Source organism: Anaerolineales bacterium (assembly GCA_030583885.1).
Lineage (GTDB): Bacteria > Chloroflexota > Anaerolineae > Anaerolineales > Villigracilaceae > Villigracilis.
In genome coordinates, this window is record CP129480.1 from 1,595,509 (window position 1) to 1,611,510 (window position 16,002).

Annotated in this window: 16 protein-coding genes; 6 read left to right on the plus strand and 10 right to left on the minus strand. The window is 53.5% G+C overall.

From position 1 onward, the window contains the following. Positions 1-10: 10 nt before the first annotated feature. The 10 genes from QY332_07975 to hisG all read right to left on the minus strand — a co-directional run bounded on the left by QY332_07975 (position 11) and on the right by hisG (position 8,034). On the minus strand, positions 11-1,123 hold the full coding sequence (locus tag QY332_07975) for a hypothetical protein (protein WKZ37865.1): 1,113 nt from the start codon (positions 1,121-1,123) through the stop codon (positions 11-13). After that, positions 1,120-1,395 carry a phosphoribosyl-ATP diphosphatase gene (hisE, locus tag QY332_07980; protein ID WKZ37866.1) on the minus strand — a complete coding sequence of 92 codons (276 nt, stop codon included), beginning with the start codon at positions 1,393-1,395 and terminating at the stop codon, positions 1,120-1,122. Before hisE ends, QY332_07975 begins: the two co-directional genes overlap by 4 nt. Continuing rightward, complete coding sequence (gene hisI, locus QY332_07985; GenBank protein ID WKZ37867.1) at positions 1,392-1,763, minus strand: phosphoribosyl-AMP cyclohydrolase; 372 nt, start codon at positions 1,761-1,763, stop codon at positions 1,392-1,394. The genes hisE and hisI overlap by 4 nt, the downstream gene beginning before the upstream one ends. A gap of 16 nt (positions 1,764-1,779) precedes the next feature. Continuing rightward, a complete protein-coding gene (hisF, locus tag QY332_07990) occupies positions 1,780-2,535 on the minus strand; it encodes an imidazole glycerol phosphate synthase subunit HisF (protein WKZ37868.1) in 756 nt (251 codons plus the stop codon). Positions 2,536-2,625: 90 nt separating this feature from the next. Continuing rightward, on the minus strand, positions 2,626-3,345 hold the full coding sequence (hisA, locus tag QY332_07995; protein WKZ37869.1) for a 1-(5-phosphoribosyl)-5-[(5-phosphoribosylamino)methylideneamino]imidazole-4-carboxamide isomerase: 720 nt from the start codon (positions 3,343-3,345) through the stop codon (positions 2,626-2,628). Next, on the minus strand, positions 3,342-3,956 hold the full coding sequence (gene hisH / locus QY332_08000) for an imidazole glycerol phosphate synthase subunit HisH (GenBank protein WKZ37870.1): 615 nt from the start codon (positions 3,954-3,956) through the stop codon (positions 3,342-3,344). The genes hisA and hisH overlap by 4 nt, the downstream gene beginning before the upstream one ends. Before the next feature lie 49 nt (positions 3,957-4,005). After that, positions 4,006-4,593, minus strand: a complete 588-nt coding sequence (gene hisB / locus QY332_08005; GenBank protein WKZ37871.1) for an imidazoleglycerol-phosphate dehydratase HisB — start codon at positions 4,591-4,593, stop codon at positions 4,006-4,008. 2 nt (positions 4,594-4,595) lie between these two features. Further along, positions 4,596-5,684, minus strand: a complete 1,089-nt coding sequence (hisC, locus tag QY332_08010) for a histidinol-phosphate transaminase (GenBank protein WKZ37872.1) — start codon at positions 5,682-5,684, stop codon at positions 4,596-4,598. Continuing rightward, on the minus strand, positions 5,681-7,027 hold the full coding sequence (gene hisD / locus QY332_08015) for a histidinol dehydrogenase (GenBank protein ID WKZ37873.1): 1,347 nt from the start codon (positions 7,025-7,027) through the stop codon (positions 5,681-5,683). Before hisD ends, hisC begins: the two co-directional genes overlap by 4 nt. Before the next feature lie 8 nt (positions 7,028-7,035). Then, positions 7,036-8,034, minus strand: a complete 999-nt coding sequence (hisG, locus tag QY332_08020; protein ID WKZ37874.1) for an ATP phosphoribosyltransferase — start codon at positions 8,032-8,034, stop codon at positions 7,036-7,038. Between the two features lie 446 nt (positions 8,035-8,480). Between hisG and QY332_08025 the strand changes: the two genes are divergently transcribed. From QY332_08025 to QY332_08050, 6 genes are all read left to right on the plus strand, one after another. Then, the gene (locus QY332_08025) at positions 8,481-9,608 is read left to right on the plus strand and encodes an acyltransferase (GenBank protein ID WKZ37875.1); all 1,128 of its coding nucleotides are present in this window, start codon (positions 8,481-8,483) and stop codon (positions 9,606-9,608) included. Between the two features lie 162 nt (positions 9,609-9,770). Next, positions 9,771-10,904 carry a hypothetical protein gene (locus QY332_08030; GenBank protein ID WKZ37876.1) on the plus strand — a complete coding sequence of 378 codons (1,134 nt, stop codon included), beginning with the start codon at positions 9,771-9,773 and terminating at the stop codon, positions 10,902-10,904. A 62-nt stretch (positions 10,905-10,966) separates the two neighbouring features. Continuing rightward, positions 10,967-13,831 carry an alpha-amylase family glycosyl hydrolase gene (locus tag QY332_08035; protein WKZ37877.1) on the plus strand — a complete coding sequence of 955 codons (2,865 nt, stop codon included), beginning with the start codon at positions 10,967-10,969 and terminating at the stop codon, positions 13,829-13,831. A 56-nt stretch (positions 13,832-13,887) separates the two neighbouring features. Continuing rightward, positions 13,888-14,286 (plus strand): DUF2177 family protein, encoded by a 399-nt coding sequence (locus QY332_08040; GenBank protein ID WKZ37878.1) that lies wholly within the window; start codon positions 13,888-13,890, stop codon positions 14,284-14,286. A 264-nt stretch (positions 14,287-14,550) separates the two neighbouring features. Then, entirely contained in the window at positions 14,551-14,793 is a 243-nt protein-coding gene (locus tag QY332_08045) for a hypothetical protein (GenBank protein ID WKZ37879.1), read from the plus strand. A gap of 102 nt (positions 14,794-14,895) precedes the next feature. Then, on the plus strand, positions 14,896-15,978 hold the full coding sequence (locus QY332_08050) for a L,D-transpeptidase family protein (GenBank protein ID WKZ37880.1): 1,083 nt from the start codon (positions 14,896-14,898) through the stop codon (positions 15,976-15,978). Positions 15,979-16,002 lie beyond the last annotated feature (24 nt).

The window sequence follows — 16,002 nt, forward strand, 5'->3', positions numbered from 1 at the left end:
CCCATAGCAACTATAACTCAAATATCAAATCGTTCCAATTTTCAAAATATTGCACGTGCCCGTGCTCGAACGCAGATGCCTTTGCAAGGCTGCCCGATGTTAGCCCAATTGTGCGGACCGTGACAGCAAAACCCGCTCTTTGTAGAATCTCACCCGCGGCTCTCACAGAGCGAATCCCGCCCATTGTATCTTCCACAACGATCAATTCAAATTCCTTTGGCAGCTGGCTGAACCCCCCGTTCAAATTGTCCATTTCGCGCCAATGATACGCGGCTTGCAGTGACGACCATTCCTCACCCGTCCATGCAGCAAGAGTGGCTGCCAATGCCTGAAGCGGGGATGGCTTGACCAAAGTTGCGGGGTCCAGTTTGTATTGTGACGCAAGATACTCCAGTTTTCCAAATGCGATTAAGGGAATGTCCTGCAGGCCGGCCAGCTCAAGCGCAAGTTCCGCTTCGGGGGCATAACCGAGGAGGGGTCCTGCAACCCCGCATGGCGGTCCCGACGGGCGGGCCGTGAACGCCGCCACATGTTGATTCGGCTGCCGAAGTTTTGACCGAATCTCATCATCGATATTGGATCTGTCATGCGTTGATAAAAAGGATTCAGTTTCGATCTCTGCAGGCAGGCCGTAGGTTCCCGTGAAGTTTTTGCTCCCAAGCGTGAAGTGTTGAAATATTCGCATGGTATGCGAGGCATGGACGTCGCGTGTCGCGGTCAACAAATTCCTCCGCAAGCCGGGCGGAATGGAAGCAAAACAACCCGCTTGGAAGGCTGTCTCTGCAGGGTACTGACCATGGACCAGGTTAAATTCCGGGATGGATACATCTATCGGCGCGATAGCCTTGAGCCTGTGTTGAATCTCATGGGCGGCAGCGGAGATGTCGTCGGGTAGATTCTGCATGGGTTGACGGGACAGGATATCGGTCCAGTACGAAGCGATGATGAGCGGGGTCATATCCCATTCGCTTGCGATTCCGCGCTTCTCAAGATCCGTCAATGCATCTTCCTGAACTTCAACATGCGGACCAAGAAGGTGTTGGACGGTGGCCCGCAAGGCCGCGCGGTACCCGCCGGGATGAACAAGCACGCCGTCAATATCAAGCAAAATGATCCTTGTCATTTGTGACGTTTCTCCAGCTCGGCGAGGATGTGTGCGGGGGTTAAGCCGCGTGCCGATAATAGAACGAGGGCGTGAAAGGTGAGGTCTGCGATTTCATCAATGAAGCGTTGATCATCCTGTGCAAGCGCCGCGACGACAACCTCCGTGCCCTCCTCGCCAACTTTTTGCGCGATCTTTGGCAGGCCTTCCTTGAAAAGACCTGCCGTGTATGATGTTTCGGTGGGGTTGTTTTTGCGATCTTCGATGATGTTGAACAGCCATTGAATGCTCATTTATTTTTTCCTTTTGCGAGACCTGGAGGATTATTAAAACTTTTCAGGAGCATGCCTCTATAAAAACATGTTTGTTCGCCTGTGTGACAGGCGGGGCCCGCCGGTTGAACAAGAATTAAAAGCGTATCGGCATCGCAATCCACGCGGATCTCGATCACTTTTTGATTATTTCCCGATGTGCATCCTTTATGCCATAATTCGCTGCGGCTGCGCGACCAGAACCATGTCTCCTTTTTTTCAAGTGTAAGCTGCAGAGCCTCGGCATTCATATATGCCATCATTAACACCTGATTTGTTTCCGCATCCTGCACAATTGCAGGGACGAGGCCGTTCGCATCGAATTTGATCTCAGTCGAAAATTCCTGCATCGGTTTTCTCCAATGTTTACATTCTGACCGGGATGTTGAGCGCTTTCAACTCACCCTTCAACCCGGCGATCTTTAACTTGCCGTCATGGAACAAGGAGGCGGCCAGCGCGGCATCCGCCCCGCCCTGCGTAAGCACCTCCGCAAAGTGGGAGGAGGTCCCTGCGCCGCCCGAAGCGATGACAGGCACAGACACGGCTCCTGCAATGGCGCGCGTCAATGGGATGTTGTAGCCGGCGAGTGTGCCGTCTGCATCCATGCTGGTAAGCAGGATTTCGCCCGCGCCCAATTCCACTGCGCGTATTGCCCATTCGATTGCATCCATTCCAGTTGGAACCCGTCCGCCGTTGATGTACACTTCCCAACCCGCATCGGCGCGGCGCGCATCGATTGCCAGCATGATACATTGTGCACCAAAACGGGCTGCGCCTTCGGATAGCAGCTCAGGCCTTTTCACTGCCGCCGAATTAATACTGACCTTGTCCGCGCCAGCCAGCAGGAGCTTTCTCATATCGTCCACCTCACGGATGCCGCCGCCGACGGTGAGCGGCATAAAGACGGTATCCGCCACACGCCCGACCAGATCAAGCGTTGTCCTGCGTCCCTCGTTCGTGGCGGAAATATCAAGAAAAACCAGCTCATCCGCTCCCTGCTCATCGTAGAGACGCGCCTGTTCCACGGGGTCGCCTGCGTCGCGCAGGTTGATGAAGTTCACGCCCTTCACCACACGTCCGTCCTTGATGTCGAGGCAGGGAATAATTCGTTTTGCCAGCATAATTCTCCTTGTTGAAACACAATAAGCACGAAGTACACAAAGTGGGGAGTTGCAAAATGTTTTTCCTTCGTGCCTTTGAGTGCTTTGTCTTCAGGAATCTTTCAATGCTTCCTTCAAATCAAGTGTCCCTTCATACAATGCACGTCCAATGATCGCGCCGGCCAGGTCTGCCTCACGCGCCGAGGTTACATCAGCGCGTGTATGCACACCCCCCGAAGCGATCACATCCAATCCGCTGACATCAGCCAGTTCGCGCGTGGCAGGGATATTCAACCCGCTGCCCAAACCATCCCTGCGAATGTCGGTAAAGATGATGGTGCGCAGTCCAACGGTCCGCATTTGAAGCGCCAGGTCCGATGCTGAAATTCCGCTGCCGCCTTTCCAGCCGCGCACGCGCACAAGTCCGTCACGTACATCGATTGCAACGGCAATTTTTTCCGCCCCAAATTTTTTCAAGGAATCTTCAATCACTTGAGGCTGCTCAATCGCAATTGTGCCGAGCACCACGCGGCCCACCCCCAATGCAAGCGCGTTTTCAATGGCATCCAGGGAGCGCATCCCGCCGCCGAATTGCACGCGCGCACCAAGTTTTAAGATCGATTCAAGAGCGGACCAATTTGCATGATCGTTCTCGCCAAAGGCGCCATCGAGGTTGACCACATGCAGCCAGCGCGCACCCGCCTGCAACCATTGCCGTGCCGTTTGGGCAGGGTCGTCACTATAGGCTGTCATGCGCGCGGGGTCGCCCTCCTGCAAGCGCACAACCCTTCCGCCGCGCAAATCAAGGGCAGGATAAACAATAAAACTCATGCGGCCTCCAAAAAATTTTTCAATATTTGCAAACCCACACGCTGACTTTTTTCAGGATGAAACTGAACGCCGAAAATATTTCCGCGCTTCACAGCGCATGCATACTTTAAACCATACTCCATTTCCGCAAGAACATCCGCCGGGCTTCCTGGCTGACAATAATACGAGTGATTGAAATACACATACGCCCCGGTTTTGACCTGCCTAAAGAGCGGCGCATCTTCCTTAACCTCGACCTGATTCCAGCCTGTATGCGGGATCTTCAGCCCGGGCATTTGCGGGAAAGCCGCCACCCTGCCGGCGAGCAGACCCAGCCCAGGGTGTTCGCCCATCTCTTCGCCGATATCAAACAAGGCCTGCATTCCAACACAAATTCCCAGCAGTGGAATCCCGCGCCCAACCGCGTCCTTAATGGCATCTTCCAATCCGCGTGCCCGCAGCCCGGACATGAAATCGCCGAACGCCCCCACGCCCGGAAGAATAATCCTCTTTCCAGATAAAACCTTTTGCGGATCGTCCGTACGCACGACGATTGCGCCAACGGTTTCCAGTGCTTTTTGCACCGAGCGGAGATTGCCCGTGCCCGCGTCAATTAAGATGACATCCTTCATTTCACGATCCTTTTTCTGGGGCCGGACAGCCGGCCGCCGGACAGCGGAGTTATAGTACTCCCTTGGTGGATGGGATGTTTCCCGCGCGGCGTGGATCGATGTGAGTCGCTGCATCCAGCGCCCGCGCCCAGGCTTTGAACAAGGCTTCGGCTTGATGATGGTCATCACGTCCATATAAAATACGCGCGTGCAGATTGCAGCGGGATGCCACCGCGAACGATTCGAGAAAATGCGGAAACAAAGTGGTTGGGATATTTCCAACATAGGGTGAATGCCATTCGGCTTGAATGACGGCATACGGACGGCCCGACAGATCCACTGCAACATGCGCCAGCGTTTCATCCATCGCTGCGAAGGAATCCCCCATGCGGACAATTCCCCTGCGATCACCAAGCGCCTTATCGAAGGCTTGGCCGAATGCCAATGCCACATCTTCCAGCGTGTGATGGGTGTCAATGTGCAGATCCCCTTTTGCCTGAATGGACAGGTCGAACAATCCATGCACTGCGAGATGGGTGAGCATATGGTCGAGAAAACCAATCCCTGTGGAGATTTCGTGTTTGCCCGTTCCATCCAGATCCAGTTTAATTTCGATCTGTGTCTCATTTGTTTGACGTGATAGTTCTGCCGTTCGCATGCTTACTCCTTTAATGCCCTGATCAACGCTTCCGAATCTTCCGGCCTGCCCACACTGATGCGGATGTGGTCGCGCAGGCCTGGTTTATTGAAGTAGCGGATAAGAATCCCATGGTCCTGCGCCAGCCGGGACTTGAGTTCCACGGCATCCCTTCCAGAGACCCGGCATAAAATAAAATTCGATTGCGTGGGATAGGGTTGTAGGAAGGGAATATTTTGTAGTGCTGAAAATAATCTTGTCCGTTCGGCTTTGAGATGCTCCACAACATTCCTCAATTGGTCCGCGTGTGCCAGCGACACCTGCGCCGCGACACCCGCCGCCACGTTGACGTTGTACGGCTGCTTGGCCTTCCATAGGGTTGGCATGAGCCAGGCGGGGAATGCGCCATATCCGACCCGCAGCCCGGCCAGTCCCGCCCATTTGCTGAAGGTGCGCAGGACAACGAGGTTTTCCCGCGCAGGCACATCGCGAATACGGCTCAAATTTGCGCCGAGGGCATCACCTGCAAATTCGATGTAGGCTTCATCCAGCACGACCAGCAGGGGAAGGGACAACAACTCATCCGCTGTTTTTTTATCGAGCAGGGAACCATCCGGGTTGTTGGGCGAGGCAATGAATAAGATTTTCGGTTGATGTACTTCCACTGCCTTGCGGATGGACTCCATATCCAGCGAAAAATCTGTGTTGCGCGGGATTTCAATGCAGCGGGCAGCGTTCAGTTCGGCATCGAAGGAATACATCCCAAAGGTGGGTGGACATGACAAGATGCAATCACCCGGCTCAAGCAAAAAGCGCATCAGCAGATCAAGCAATTCATCCGCGCCGGAGCCTGCCAGCAGATATTCTGCGGGGATGCCTGTAAATTCTTCGAGGGATTTTCGCAGGGCACGGCTTTGCGGGTCGGGGTAGATGTGCGGAAAATCCATTTTGCCCAACGCCTCGCGTACCACCGGCAGCGGACCGTAGGGATTCTCGTTTGCATCGAGTTTGACGATCTGATCTGGCGTTCGTCCAAGCCGGGCGGATAAAACCTCAAACGGTTCGATGGGTGTGTACGGCGGGAGCGATTCAAGATGGGAGCGGATTTTCATGCAGATCTCCTTGTACGCATGTCGGCGGCGCTGGCATGTGCATCCAGACCTTCCGCCTCTGCAAGGATTACAGCAGTTCGGCTTATTGCCTGCGCCATACCTTCATCCAGCGCAACAAGGCTGACGATTTTCACAAAGTCCAATACATTCAGCGGAGACGCAAAACGCGCAGACCCGCCTGTCGGCATGACATGGCTGGGGCCTGCCAGGTAATCACCGAGGACTTCGAAGGAATGTTCCCCAAGAAAGACGCCACCGGCATTATTGACTTTTTCCACCCAGCGCCAGGGATCGTGTACCGAAAGCGCAAGATGTTCAGGAGCATACTCATTTGCCAGTTCCACAGCTTCCTCCAGATTCGCAGTCAGCACGGCGCCTCCGCGATTTTCCAGCGAAGCAGCAATCATCTCTGCCCGCCCCCGTTGTTCGATCTGCCTTCCGATCTCCGCCTGCACCGTCCCGATCAACTTCTGTGAGGGCGTCAATAGAATGGCAGATGCAAGGAAATCATGTTCGGCTTGCGCCAGCAGGTCTGCGGCCACCCAGGCTGGGTTGGCGGATTCATCGGCAATCACAACAGTTTCCGTGGGACCCGCCAGCCCGTCGATCCCCACCACACCATAGACCTGACGCTTCGCCAGTGTGACGAATAGATTGCCCGGACCAAATATCTTGTCCACCGGGCGGACGGATTCGGTGCCATACGCCAGAGCGGCGATGGCTTGCGCTCCGCCAAGCAGGTGAACCTCATCCACACCTGCGATGGCGCAGGCGGCCAGGATGATCGAGTCAACGGGCGGATTTTTTTCCGCCATCGAACGATTGGGAGGCGTGACGACCATGATGTCCTTCACACCGGCCACCCGCGCCGGGATGGCGCTCATCAATACTGTGGATGGCAGGGGGGCTGTCCCGGCGGGGACATACAGGCCTACGCGTTGGATCGGGCGGACGATCTGCCCCAGCGTGCCGCCGAGTTCGTTTGTAAACCATGAAGTCACGGGTTGATGGCGGTGAAATGCTTCGATGCGCACCGCGGCTTGTTCGAGGGCGTTGCATTGGGCAGGGGTGATCGAGTCCAATGCGGCCTGGATGGCTGCTTTCGAAACAGGGGCAGGCTTGAGGTCGAGACCATCGAGGCGTCGTGTCCAGCTTTGAAGCGCAGAGTCGCCGTTCCTCCGCACATCCTTCAAGATGCGCGTTACGGCTTGTTCCGCTGACAAGGATTCGCCGAAGAGTTTTTCAATGCCATCCAGCACGCGCGGGCTGACCGGAAATTCATTGGGCGGGGTCCGTTTGAGAATGGTTTGTCTTGCGGTGTTCGGATCATATTGTTTGAGCATGAGGCCTCCTATTTCAGTGCGGCCAGCATGGCGGTGTAGCGCGGCGGTTCTTCTTCAAAAATATAGGTGACCGGCGAAACGATGATGCCGCTGCCGCCGATCCTTCTTAGTTCACCGATGGCCTGTGGAAGATGGTCGCTGCGCACAACGATGGTGATGGAATACCAGCCCTGATTTGATTCACGCGTGACGATCGGGCTGATGGTTGGACCCTGCAGCCCGCCGACGGTGGTCTGTGTGAAAAGGTTTTGAGCAATCGCTTCGGGGCTTTCCCCGCGCATGTTTGCAATGACGAGAAGGTTCTCCTTCGCCCGCAGATGCGCCTCGATGTATTCGAGCAGGCGACGCGCCATCTCCAGTGCGGCGGGATGGGTCTGCAGTGTCCTGCGGTTGGCGATCAGTACGGCTTGCGATTCCTGAATTACACCGTCGGACAGGGCGCGCAGACGGTTGTCCTTTAGGGTTTGCCCCGATGAGACCAGGTCGGAAATGATGTCGGCATACCCGATGGCCGGTGCGGTTTCGAGTGTGCCCTCCGCGTAGATCAACATGTGCGCGATCCTGTGTTGATTCAGAAACCGCTCGGTGAGGACGGGAAATTTTGTCGCCACACGCAGTGGACGGCCCAATGTCGCCCCGAATTTTTCGAGGGATGAAACATCGGTGACATGCCTCCATGCCTCGGGCACCGCCAGCATGAGCGAACAATGTCCAAACCCAAGCGCATTGTGCAGGACGATCACATCCCCATTTCCGCCGCGCTTTTCCTCAAGCACATCCATGCCTGTGATGCCAAAATCGACACTGCCCTGACGGACACTGACCACGATATCGGCGGGTCTTTGAAAGAGCACACCCAATTCGGGCAGGGCCGGCACCTCCGCCTGATATTGGCGCGGGTTGGGTTTGAATACGGGAAGCCCGGCCGCCGAGAGGAAACCTAAGGCATTGTCCTGCAGGCGGCCCTTGGATGGGAGCGATAAGCGGATGGTCGGTTGTGATTGCATGCATGGGTCCTTTGATGGATGGCTGAAAATGAAAACAAAAAACCCCGGTCATTGACCGGGGTTCTGCGAAACGGGGTATGCGGGCTGTTATTGCCTGAACACACGTACACACAGATGGACCGCCTGGTCAATCAGGGGGTTGGTGAAATGATGATGGCCGTGTGTGTACATGGAATTCATGGTGGGGAACAGTATACCAATGCTCAGGCTGTTTGGCAATAAGGAAATCACCCCCCCTCCTTTTTTGAAAATTAACAGCTGGGTATCGCAGCCACCAAATCCTTCACGCAGACATGCGTTGCTGCATGCCTGTTTTGTTGTATACTTAAACCATCCAAAATCTCAAGGCGGATATCATACCTATGAAAAGATTCTCCCTCCTACGTTGTTTGCTTTTACCCATGCTTCAATCGAAACTTGAATCTCAAATATAAGGGCAGCATCACATGATTCCCGGCTTGGATGGGCTGCGCGCAATTGCATTTTTGGTCCTTTTTGGGCTGCATACAGGTTACCTGGAATTCGGCTGGATGGGGGTGCAGTTGTTTTTTGTCCTGTCAGGCTTTCTTATAACGATTATCCTTCTGCGGATGAAGGAAAATTTGCATTTGGGGGGCTATCTGTATAAATTCTATATCCGGCGGGTTCTGAGAATTTTTCCGCTTTATTATTTTTACCTGATCCTGATGCTGGGAATTGCAGCCTGGCTGATCTCCATCCCGTACCGGGCAGGTTTGATGGAGGCGTTTCAAGATCAGGTTTTGTACGCATTCCTATATATTTATGACTTTTATTCAGCTGTCCGAGGGGTTCAACCTTCAGGCTTTCTAATGCATTTATGGTCCCTTTCGGTGGAAGAGCAGTTTTATTTGGTCTGGCCTCTCTTGATTTTTCTTGTTCCTGAAAAATACCTGAAAAAGTTGTTTCTCGCGGGGATTTTTTCCGGCCTCCTGTTTCGTGGAGTTTTTTTCCTTATCTATAATTTAGGCGCGTCCAAATATTTTCAGGAGCCGGTGGCTCTTGCCCTGTATCCCCTCCCATTTACTCATGTGGACGCCTTTGCCTTCGGCGCGTATATTTCCCGCTTTTCAATCCGTAATGCCAGAAGCCAGCTTGTTTATTTGGGAAGCTTTCTCCTGTTCGCGGGATTTGCCACCCAATATCTCGCTACCGGGGAGGTGGGATCCCTTTCATCGCTGGGGTATCCGGTTACCATGCCGAACGCCTATCAGTTCCTGTGGGCGTATTCTCTGCTCAACTATTGGTTTGCCGTATTGATTTATTGTATTGTGAATGAAAGCCTTTTTGTAAAATTCCTTGAATTGCCGACTTTGCGATACCTTGGCAGGATTTCGTATGGATTGTACGTATATCATCTGCCGCTCATCTGGTTTACGGCGCGTCTGCGCGATGTAAGAGGCTTTGCAGATATCTCCCCAATTCAGATAACACTGATATCCCTTGCAGCGACCATTCTCATCGCTTCCATAAGTTACCACCTGATGGAAAATCCCCTGATTCGATTAAAAGATACTCTTGCCGCCTATACCCGCAGTCAGCCCCAATCTCAGTGACTGGAATGTGTCAAATCATGGACACATTCCGGAATGGCAAGCCAGTAAACTCACCACTTTTAATTATGCCAGCTTGAGGAAGGTTTATCAAATATTGGGTGACTTTTTGATTACGCAGTGTTATATACTTGGAATATATCCCCAAAAACAGGAAAAATGCCCATGCTCACCATCGAAAAAGTGGATACCGAGAATAAAAAGCAGGTCAGACGTTTTGTGGAACTTCCGTTTCGCATTTATGCGGACTGCCCGCAGTGGGTTCCGCCCTTGAATGTGGATGCATATAACCAGTTGAATCGCAAAAAACATCCCTTTCATGAGCATTCGGACGTGGATTTTTTTCTGGCTGTGCGCAATGGAAAAGAGGTCGGTCGCATTGCCGCGATTGAGAACAAGCCTTTCAACACATATCACAACGAGAAAACTGCGGATTTTTACCTCTTTGAATGTGAAAACGACATCGAAGCCGCATCCGTCCTGTTCAATACCGTCTTTGATTGGGCGAAAACGCGCGGCTTGGATACGGTGATCGGTCCCAAGGGCATGGGTCCGCTGGACGGCTATGGGACGCTGGTCTTTGGGCATGAACACCGTCAGACGATGACCATGCTCAATTACAACCACGCCCACTACCAGTCACTGATCGAAGCGCAGGGTTTTGTAAAGGAAGTGGATTTCGTCTCGTGTTATCTGCCCGCAGATAAATTCCAAATGCCCGACCGCGTCAAAAAGATTGCAGAACGGGTAATGGAGCGCGGTCATCTTGAAATAAAAACCTTCAAAAACAAAAAGGAGTTATTGGGATGGGCGGCCCGCATCGGCAGGGCGTATAACGATGCCTTTGTACGCAACTGGGAATATTATCCACTGACCCAGCGCGAGATTGATTTTGTGGTCGAAAATATTATGACGATTGCCGACCACCGCCTGATAAAAATCATCACGCGCGGCGAGGATGTGGTCGGATTTCTCTTCGCCTTCCATGACGTTTCCGCCGCGCTTCAACGCGCACGGGGGAGGTTGTTCCCGTTTGGGTTGATCGACATTTTGATGGAGGTCCGCCGCACGAATACGGTCGCTGTGAATGGCATGGGTATTTTGCCCGAACATCAAGGACATGGCGGTAATGCGTTGTTGTATTATGCAATGGGCAACACGCTGTTAAATTTCAAGCAATTCGTCCATGTGGAAATGACCCAGGTTGCCGAGACCACCGAGCAAATGCGCGCGGACTTGAAGAACCTGAATGGTGTGGAATATAAAAATAATCGTGTCTATCGTAGGGCGGTCGCGTAATATGTGTCCGCATTGTTGATGAATGTAATATTGCCAATCATTAATCGGTTATCATTATTATCATGCTGATCTCCCGCGCCTCCCGCCTCAAATACAATTTTTCAAGGGATTTTTTTCGCCCGGACGGGCACGTTGTTTTTGGGGATCTGGCCTCCGCCCGTGTATTTGCCGCCCACATGTCAGTGCACCGGCCAGACCCCGTGCCTGCCACTGACCTGTATGCACTTTCCCTGCTTGATGAGGCGTATCACATCCTTTTCAAGCATTTTTATAGCCGCTATACCGGCGTCATGGGCCGGGCCATGGGCAGGCTGCAGTCCAGCCTCGGCTCGAACTATGACCTGACCCTCACCCGCTTCACCGAGGAATTCCCCCCCCTTTCCGTCTTTTGCGGTGAGGTAACGGCAGGCATCTATCTCTCCACTAAAGTTCCAAAGCTTGGGGACCTTGGACGCGGCGTGCGCGCGGCAACCATCGAAGAGATGCTGCTGGTCAACAACTCAAATAAAAACCCGGCCCTGAACCGCTACAAAGACCTGGTCGACGAATCGGTCATGGGCAGCTCAGCCTACAAGGAATTCATGCAATTATTGCTGGATTTTTTTTCCAGCCAGCCCGGCTTTGGAAACGGTGAGTTTGAACAGGGGGAGACGCTCAATGACATCCTCGCTGCGCCGATCAGGGCCTGCCCTGATTCGCTGGAGGGGCAGTTGAAATTTATCGTTGACAAGTGGGGACATTTGCTCGGTGAGGAATTTTCCGTCCGCATCCTGCGCGGGGTGGATTTTCTCCGTGAAGAACTCATTCGCCGCCATGGGCCAATCGATTCCCAGGCGGCTGAAACCGTCGTGCCCACGTTCCATGGCGGCGAGTATGCCGAATACGAGCGCTACAGTCAGGACAAGGATTGGATGCCGCGCCTGATATTAATGGCAAAAAATACCTACGTCTGGCTCGACCAGCTTTCCAAACAGTATCAAAGCGAGATTAAAACCCTTGAGCAGATTCCCGACGAAGAACTGGACCTGCTTGCCTCGCGCGGCTTCACGGGCTTGTGGCTGATCGGTTTATGGGAACGCAGCCGCGCCTCCCAGCGCATCAAACAGCGCATGGGACAGGAGGACGCTGTTGCTTCCGCCTATTCGCTCCATTCCTATGATATCGCCGGCGACCTCGGCGGGTGGGGTGCATTGGAAAACCTTCGCTCGCGCGCCTGGGCACGCGGAATCCGCCTCTCCGCCGACATGGTCCCCAATCATATGGGCATTGACTCCGCCTGGGTTATCGAACATCCCGATTGGTTCCTCTCGACGGATGTTCAGCCCTATCCGTCCTACACCTTCAACTCCGAAAACCTTTCGGATGACCCTCGTGCCGCGATCGTGTTGGAAGATCACTACTACAACCATTCCGATGCGTCCGTCGTTTTCAAGCTTCATCATTATGATGGCAATCGAACGCGCTACGTGTATCACGGCAACGACGGCACCTCCCTCCCGTGGAACGATACCGCTCAACTCGATTACAGCAAGCCCGCAGTCCGTGAGGCGGTCATTCAAGTCATCCTGCACGTGGCGCGTAATTTCCCGGTGATCCGCTTTGACGCGGCCATGACGCTGGCCAAGAAGCATGTCCAACGCTTGTGGTTCCCCGAACCCGGCGCTGGCGGCACGATCCCCTCCCGCTCGCAATACGGCATGACCAGGACCGAATTTGACGAAAAAGTTCCTGAAGAATTTTGGCGCGAGGTTGTGGACCGTGTTGCCGCTGAAGTACCCGATACACTCCTGCTCGCTGAAGCCTTCTGGCTGATGGAGGGGTATTTCGTCCGCACGCTTGGCATGCACCGTGTGTACAACTCCGCCTTCATGCACATGCTCCGCGACGAGGACAATGCCAGGTACCGCCTCGCCATCAAGAACACGCTTGAATTTGACCCGCAGATTCTAAAGCGTTATGTCAACTTCATGAACAACCCCGATGAAAAAACCGCCGTTGAGCAATTCGGAAAAAGCGACAAATACTTCGGCGTTTGCACCCTGCTTTCAACCCTGCCCGGCCTGCCCATGTTCGGTCACGGACAGGTGGAGGGTTTTGCCGAAAAATATGGGATGGAATTCCGCCGTCCGAAATGGCAGGAGACACCCGATGCCGGCTTGACCCAGGCCCACGCCTGGCGCATCTTCCCGCTTCTTCACCGCCGATCCCTGTTCGCAGATGTCGAACACTTCCTGCTCTACGACTTTTCCCGCCCGGCCGGCAGCGTGGATGAAGATGTCTTTGCATATTCCAATCTGCACAACGAAGAGCGCGGACTTGTCGTCTATCACAACAAATTTGCCGATACCCGCGGCTGGATCAACACTTCCGCGGCCGCGCTGGATAAGGGCTCCGGCAGGCTTAAGCGAAAGAATCTCGCCGAAGGCATCGGCCTGCCGCGGGCGGGATATGTCATCTTCAAGGATTACGCCGCACAATTGGAATATATCCGTTCGTGCAGTGAGATCTGGGAAAACGGCATGTACGTGGAACTCGGCGCCTATCAATGCCATGCCTTCATGGACTTTCGTTTCGTGGACGGGGCCGAGTGGCAAATCCTCTTTGACCAATTAAAAGGAACAGGCGTCCCATCCATGCAGGACGAGTGGAGGAAATTGTTTGCAGCAGCCGAAGTGACTCCAGTGAAGGAAGCGCCTGCCAAAAAGAAACGTGCTGCCCGTACACCGGCAGTGACATCGTCCCTGAAAGGAAAGAAAACGACAGTCAAGACAAAGACGAAGAAAACCTCTGTCAAGAAGGATGTCCCGAAGGGAAGGAAAACCGTCACCAGACCAAAAGCGGCCGTGACAAAAAAGACGACCGCGAAAAAATCCGCCGTGAAACCGGCTGCCAAAAGGAAGACGGTCAACAAGACAAAAAGCAAATAAATAAATTCCACAGGTGGAAGCGGGCCTCCGCCTGTGTGTTGCATGGGAACTCTGTCATGAAACTCAAGCTTTACTTCATCACATTGATCAGCTTTCTCGCCATTGACTCCCTCTGGCTGGGACTCGTGGCTCCGTCGTTCTATCGTTCACAGATCGGTCACCTAATGGGAGATAGCCCCAACTTCCTTGCGGCGGGCTTATTCTACCTGCTGTTCGTGTATGGGATGGTTTTTTTTGCCGTGGAGCCGGGCGTGCGCGGGGGTTCGCTCTGGCAAGCCGCCCTGCGCGGGGCCTTGTTTGGGCTGGTCACGTACGCCACCTATGACTTGACCAATCACGCCACACTGACAGACTGGCCTGTCCTGATGACCGTGGTGGATATGGCCTGGGGAACAGTTCTCAGCGCGGCAGTCACGCTGGTCAGTGTTTGGGCGGGTACGAGGTGGGTTTCATAGAGGCCGGCATCCGTTAAGGTTGAAGCGGACTGCGCATAGTCGGTTTATGAGATTGGGATGATTTCATCCCTACAGTTCCCATACGATTCCATTAAAAAATCCGTTTTCATATTGACTCGCCCTTTGAAACATACTATACTCGTTCGTATAGAGGTAACGCCGATATGAGATTATTTTACGGAGAACCCAGGGTTTGTTGAACCAGACACGCGATATTCCCGCGTGTCTTTTTTTTATATTTCACACAAAAAGGAGACTTGTGCCATGGACTACGGAATGATCGGCAAGATCGAAAAAGCAAAGCGATATGCTGAGGATCGCACGCGCTTTCACTTCAACAAGTTTGAACTTACCTTTCATGGTGATAATAACGACCACCATGTAACCTATGATAACGGCGTGTTTAACTGTGATTGTGAATTCTACCTGACCCATAAACGCTGCGGCCATTCGATGGCGCTCGAGATCCTGCTCAAGGATATGATCGCGGATACCGTCGAAGCCTGATTCCAATTGAAACTTCAGACTGCCATCCGTTCGGCGGGTGGCAGTTTTTTTGTTCATGCCATTCTCATTAAATCTTAAAGATTATGGTGTACAATTTTCCGCATGAAACCATCCCTTTCTCGAAGAGACTTTCTAAAGCTAAGCGGGCTGACCCTGGGCGGGCTGGCGTTTTCGCCCTTCCTGCCGGGGCTGACCGATTTTGACGACAGCTTCGTCGTGCGGATCGCCACCGCGCAAATGCCTGTGCGCAAGGAGCCGACGGATGAGAGCCGCATCGAACTGACCTGGTATCGCGATGAACTCGTGCATGTGTATGAAGAAGTGACCGCGCAGGAGCCGCTCTACAATCCGGTCTGGTATCGGGTGTGGGGGGGCTATCTGCACCGCGGACGCCTGCACCGTGTGAAGACCATTTATCAAACGCCGCCCGGTTCCATTCCCGAAGGCAAAAGACTGCTCACTGAAGTCTCCGTACCATTTACCACGCCGTACCGTTTTTCAAAAACATTCGGCTGGCAGGCCATTGCGCCTCCCTTATATTACGGTTCCGTCCATTGGGTCGAGGCGCTGGAGGATGGGCCGGAAATGGCGGATTACAAGGGTCCCTGGTACCGCATCTTCGATGAACTGGATTCCAACGTCTCGTATTTTGTGCCGGCCATTCATTTGCGGGTATTGCCTCCTGAATATATGCAGCCGATCTCGCCGGATGTGCCCCACGAACAGAAATTGATCGAGCTTAACCTCTCGACGCAGATGTTGTATGCCTATGAATACGGCAACCTTGTTTTCCAGACCAATGTTTCCAGCGGCGTGCCGGGCGGTTCCACGGCCGGCACGGGCATAAAAACCATCACTCCCACGGGCACATTTTCCATTATGGATAAAGTGCCTGCCAAGCACATGGGTAACAGTTATTTCAGCAGTGAGACCACCGGCAACCTGCTTGCGGATGTGGATAATTATGTCCTGCCCGGCGTGCCCTGGTCCTTGTTCTTCACCGTGGAAGGCCATGCCTTCCACGGAACCTACTGGCATGAAAATTTCGGCACACCCATGAGCAAGGGTTGTGTCAACATGCGGAACGATGAAGCCAACTGGCTCTTCCGCTGGGTAAAGCCGATCCACTCCAGCGACGCCGTTGCGACCCGCGGGTTTGGTACAAAGGTCGAGATCCATTATTAATATTTTTTGGATTTTCCCTCCCGC

Bases quoted from the DNA above. Each gene is read 5' to 3' on its own strand.
- QY332_07975 (WKZ37865.1), bottom strand. From the start codon at position 1,123: ATGACAAGGATCATTTTGCTTGATATTGACGGCGTGCTTGTTCATCCC.
- hisE (WKZ37866.1), bottom strand. From the start codon at position 1,395: ATGAGCATTCAATGGCTGTTCAACATCATCGAAGATCGCAAAAACAAC.
- hisI (WKZ37867.1), bottom strand. From the start codon at position 1,763: ATGCAGGAATTTTCGACTGAGATCAAATTCGATGCGAACGGCCTCGTC.
- hisF (WKZ37868.1), bottom strand. From the start codon at position 2,535: ATGCTGGCAAAACGAATTATTCCCTGCCTCGACATCAAGGACGGACGT.
- hisA (WKZ37869.1), bottom strand. From the start codon at position 3,345: ATGAGTTTTATTGTTTATCCTGCCCTTGATTTGCGCGGCGGAAGGGTT.
- hisH (WKZ37870.1), bottom strand. From the start codon at position 3,956: ATGAAGGATGTCATCTTAATTGACGCGGGCACGGGCAATCTCCGCTCG.
- hisB (WKZ37871.1), bottom strand. From the start codon at position 4,593: ATGCGAACGGCAGAACTATCACGTCAAACAAATGAGACACAGATCGAA.
- hisC (WKZ37872.1), bottom strand. From the start codon at position 5,684: ATGAAAATCCGCTCCCATCTTGAATCGCTCCCGCCGTACACACCCATC.
- hisD (WKZ37873.1), bottom strand. From the start codon at position 7,027: ATGCTCAAACAATATGATCCGAACACCGCAAGACAAACCATTCTCAAA.
- hisG (WKZ37874.1), bottom strand. From the start codon at position 8,034: ATGCAATCACAACCGACCATCCGCTTATCGCTCCCATCCAAGGGCCGC.
- QY332_08025 (WKZ37875.1), top strand. From the start codon at position 8,481: ATGATTCCCGGCTTGGATGGGCTGCGCGCAATTGCATTTTTGGTCCTT.
- QY332_08030 (WKZ37876.1), top strand. From the start codon at position 9,771: ATGCTCACCATCGAAAAAGTGGATACCGAGAATAAAAAGCAGGTCAGA.
- QY332_08035 (WKZ37877.1), top strand. From the start codon at position 10,967: ATGCTGATCTCCCGCGCCTCCCGCCTCAAATACAATTTTTCAAGGGAT.
- QY332_08040 (WKZ37878.1), top strand. From the start codon at position 13,888: ATGAAACTCAAGCTTTACTTCATCACATTGATCAGCTTTCTCGCCATT.
- QY332_08045 (WKZ37879.1), top strand. From the start codon at position 14,551: ATGGACTACGGAATGATCGGCAAGATCGAAAAAGCAAAGCGATATGCT.
- QY332_08050 (WKZ37880.1), top strand. From the start codon at position 14,896: ATGAAACCATCCCTTTCTCGAAGAGACTTTCTAAAGCTAAGCGGGCTG.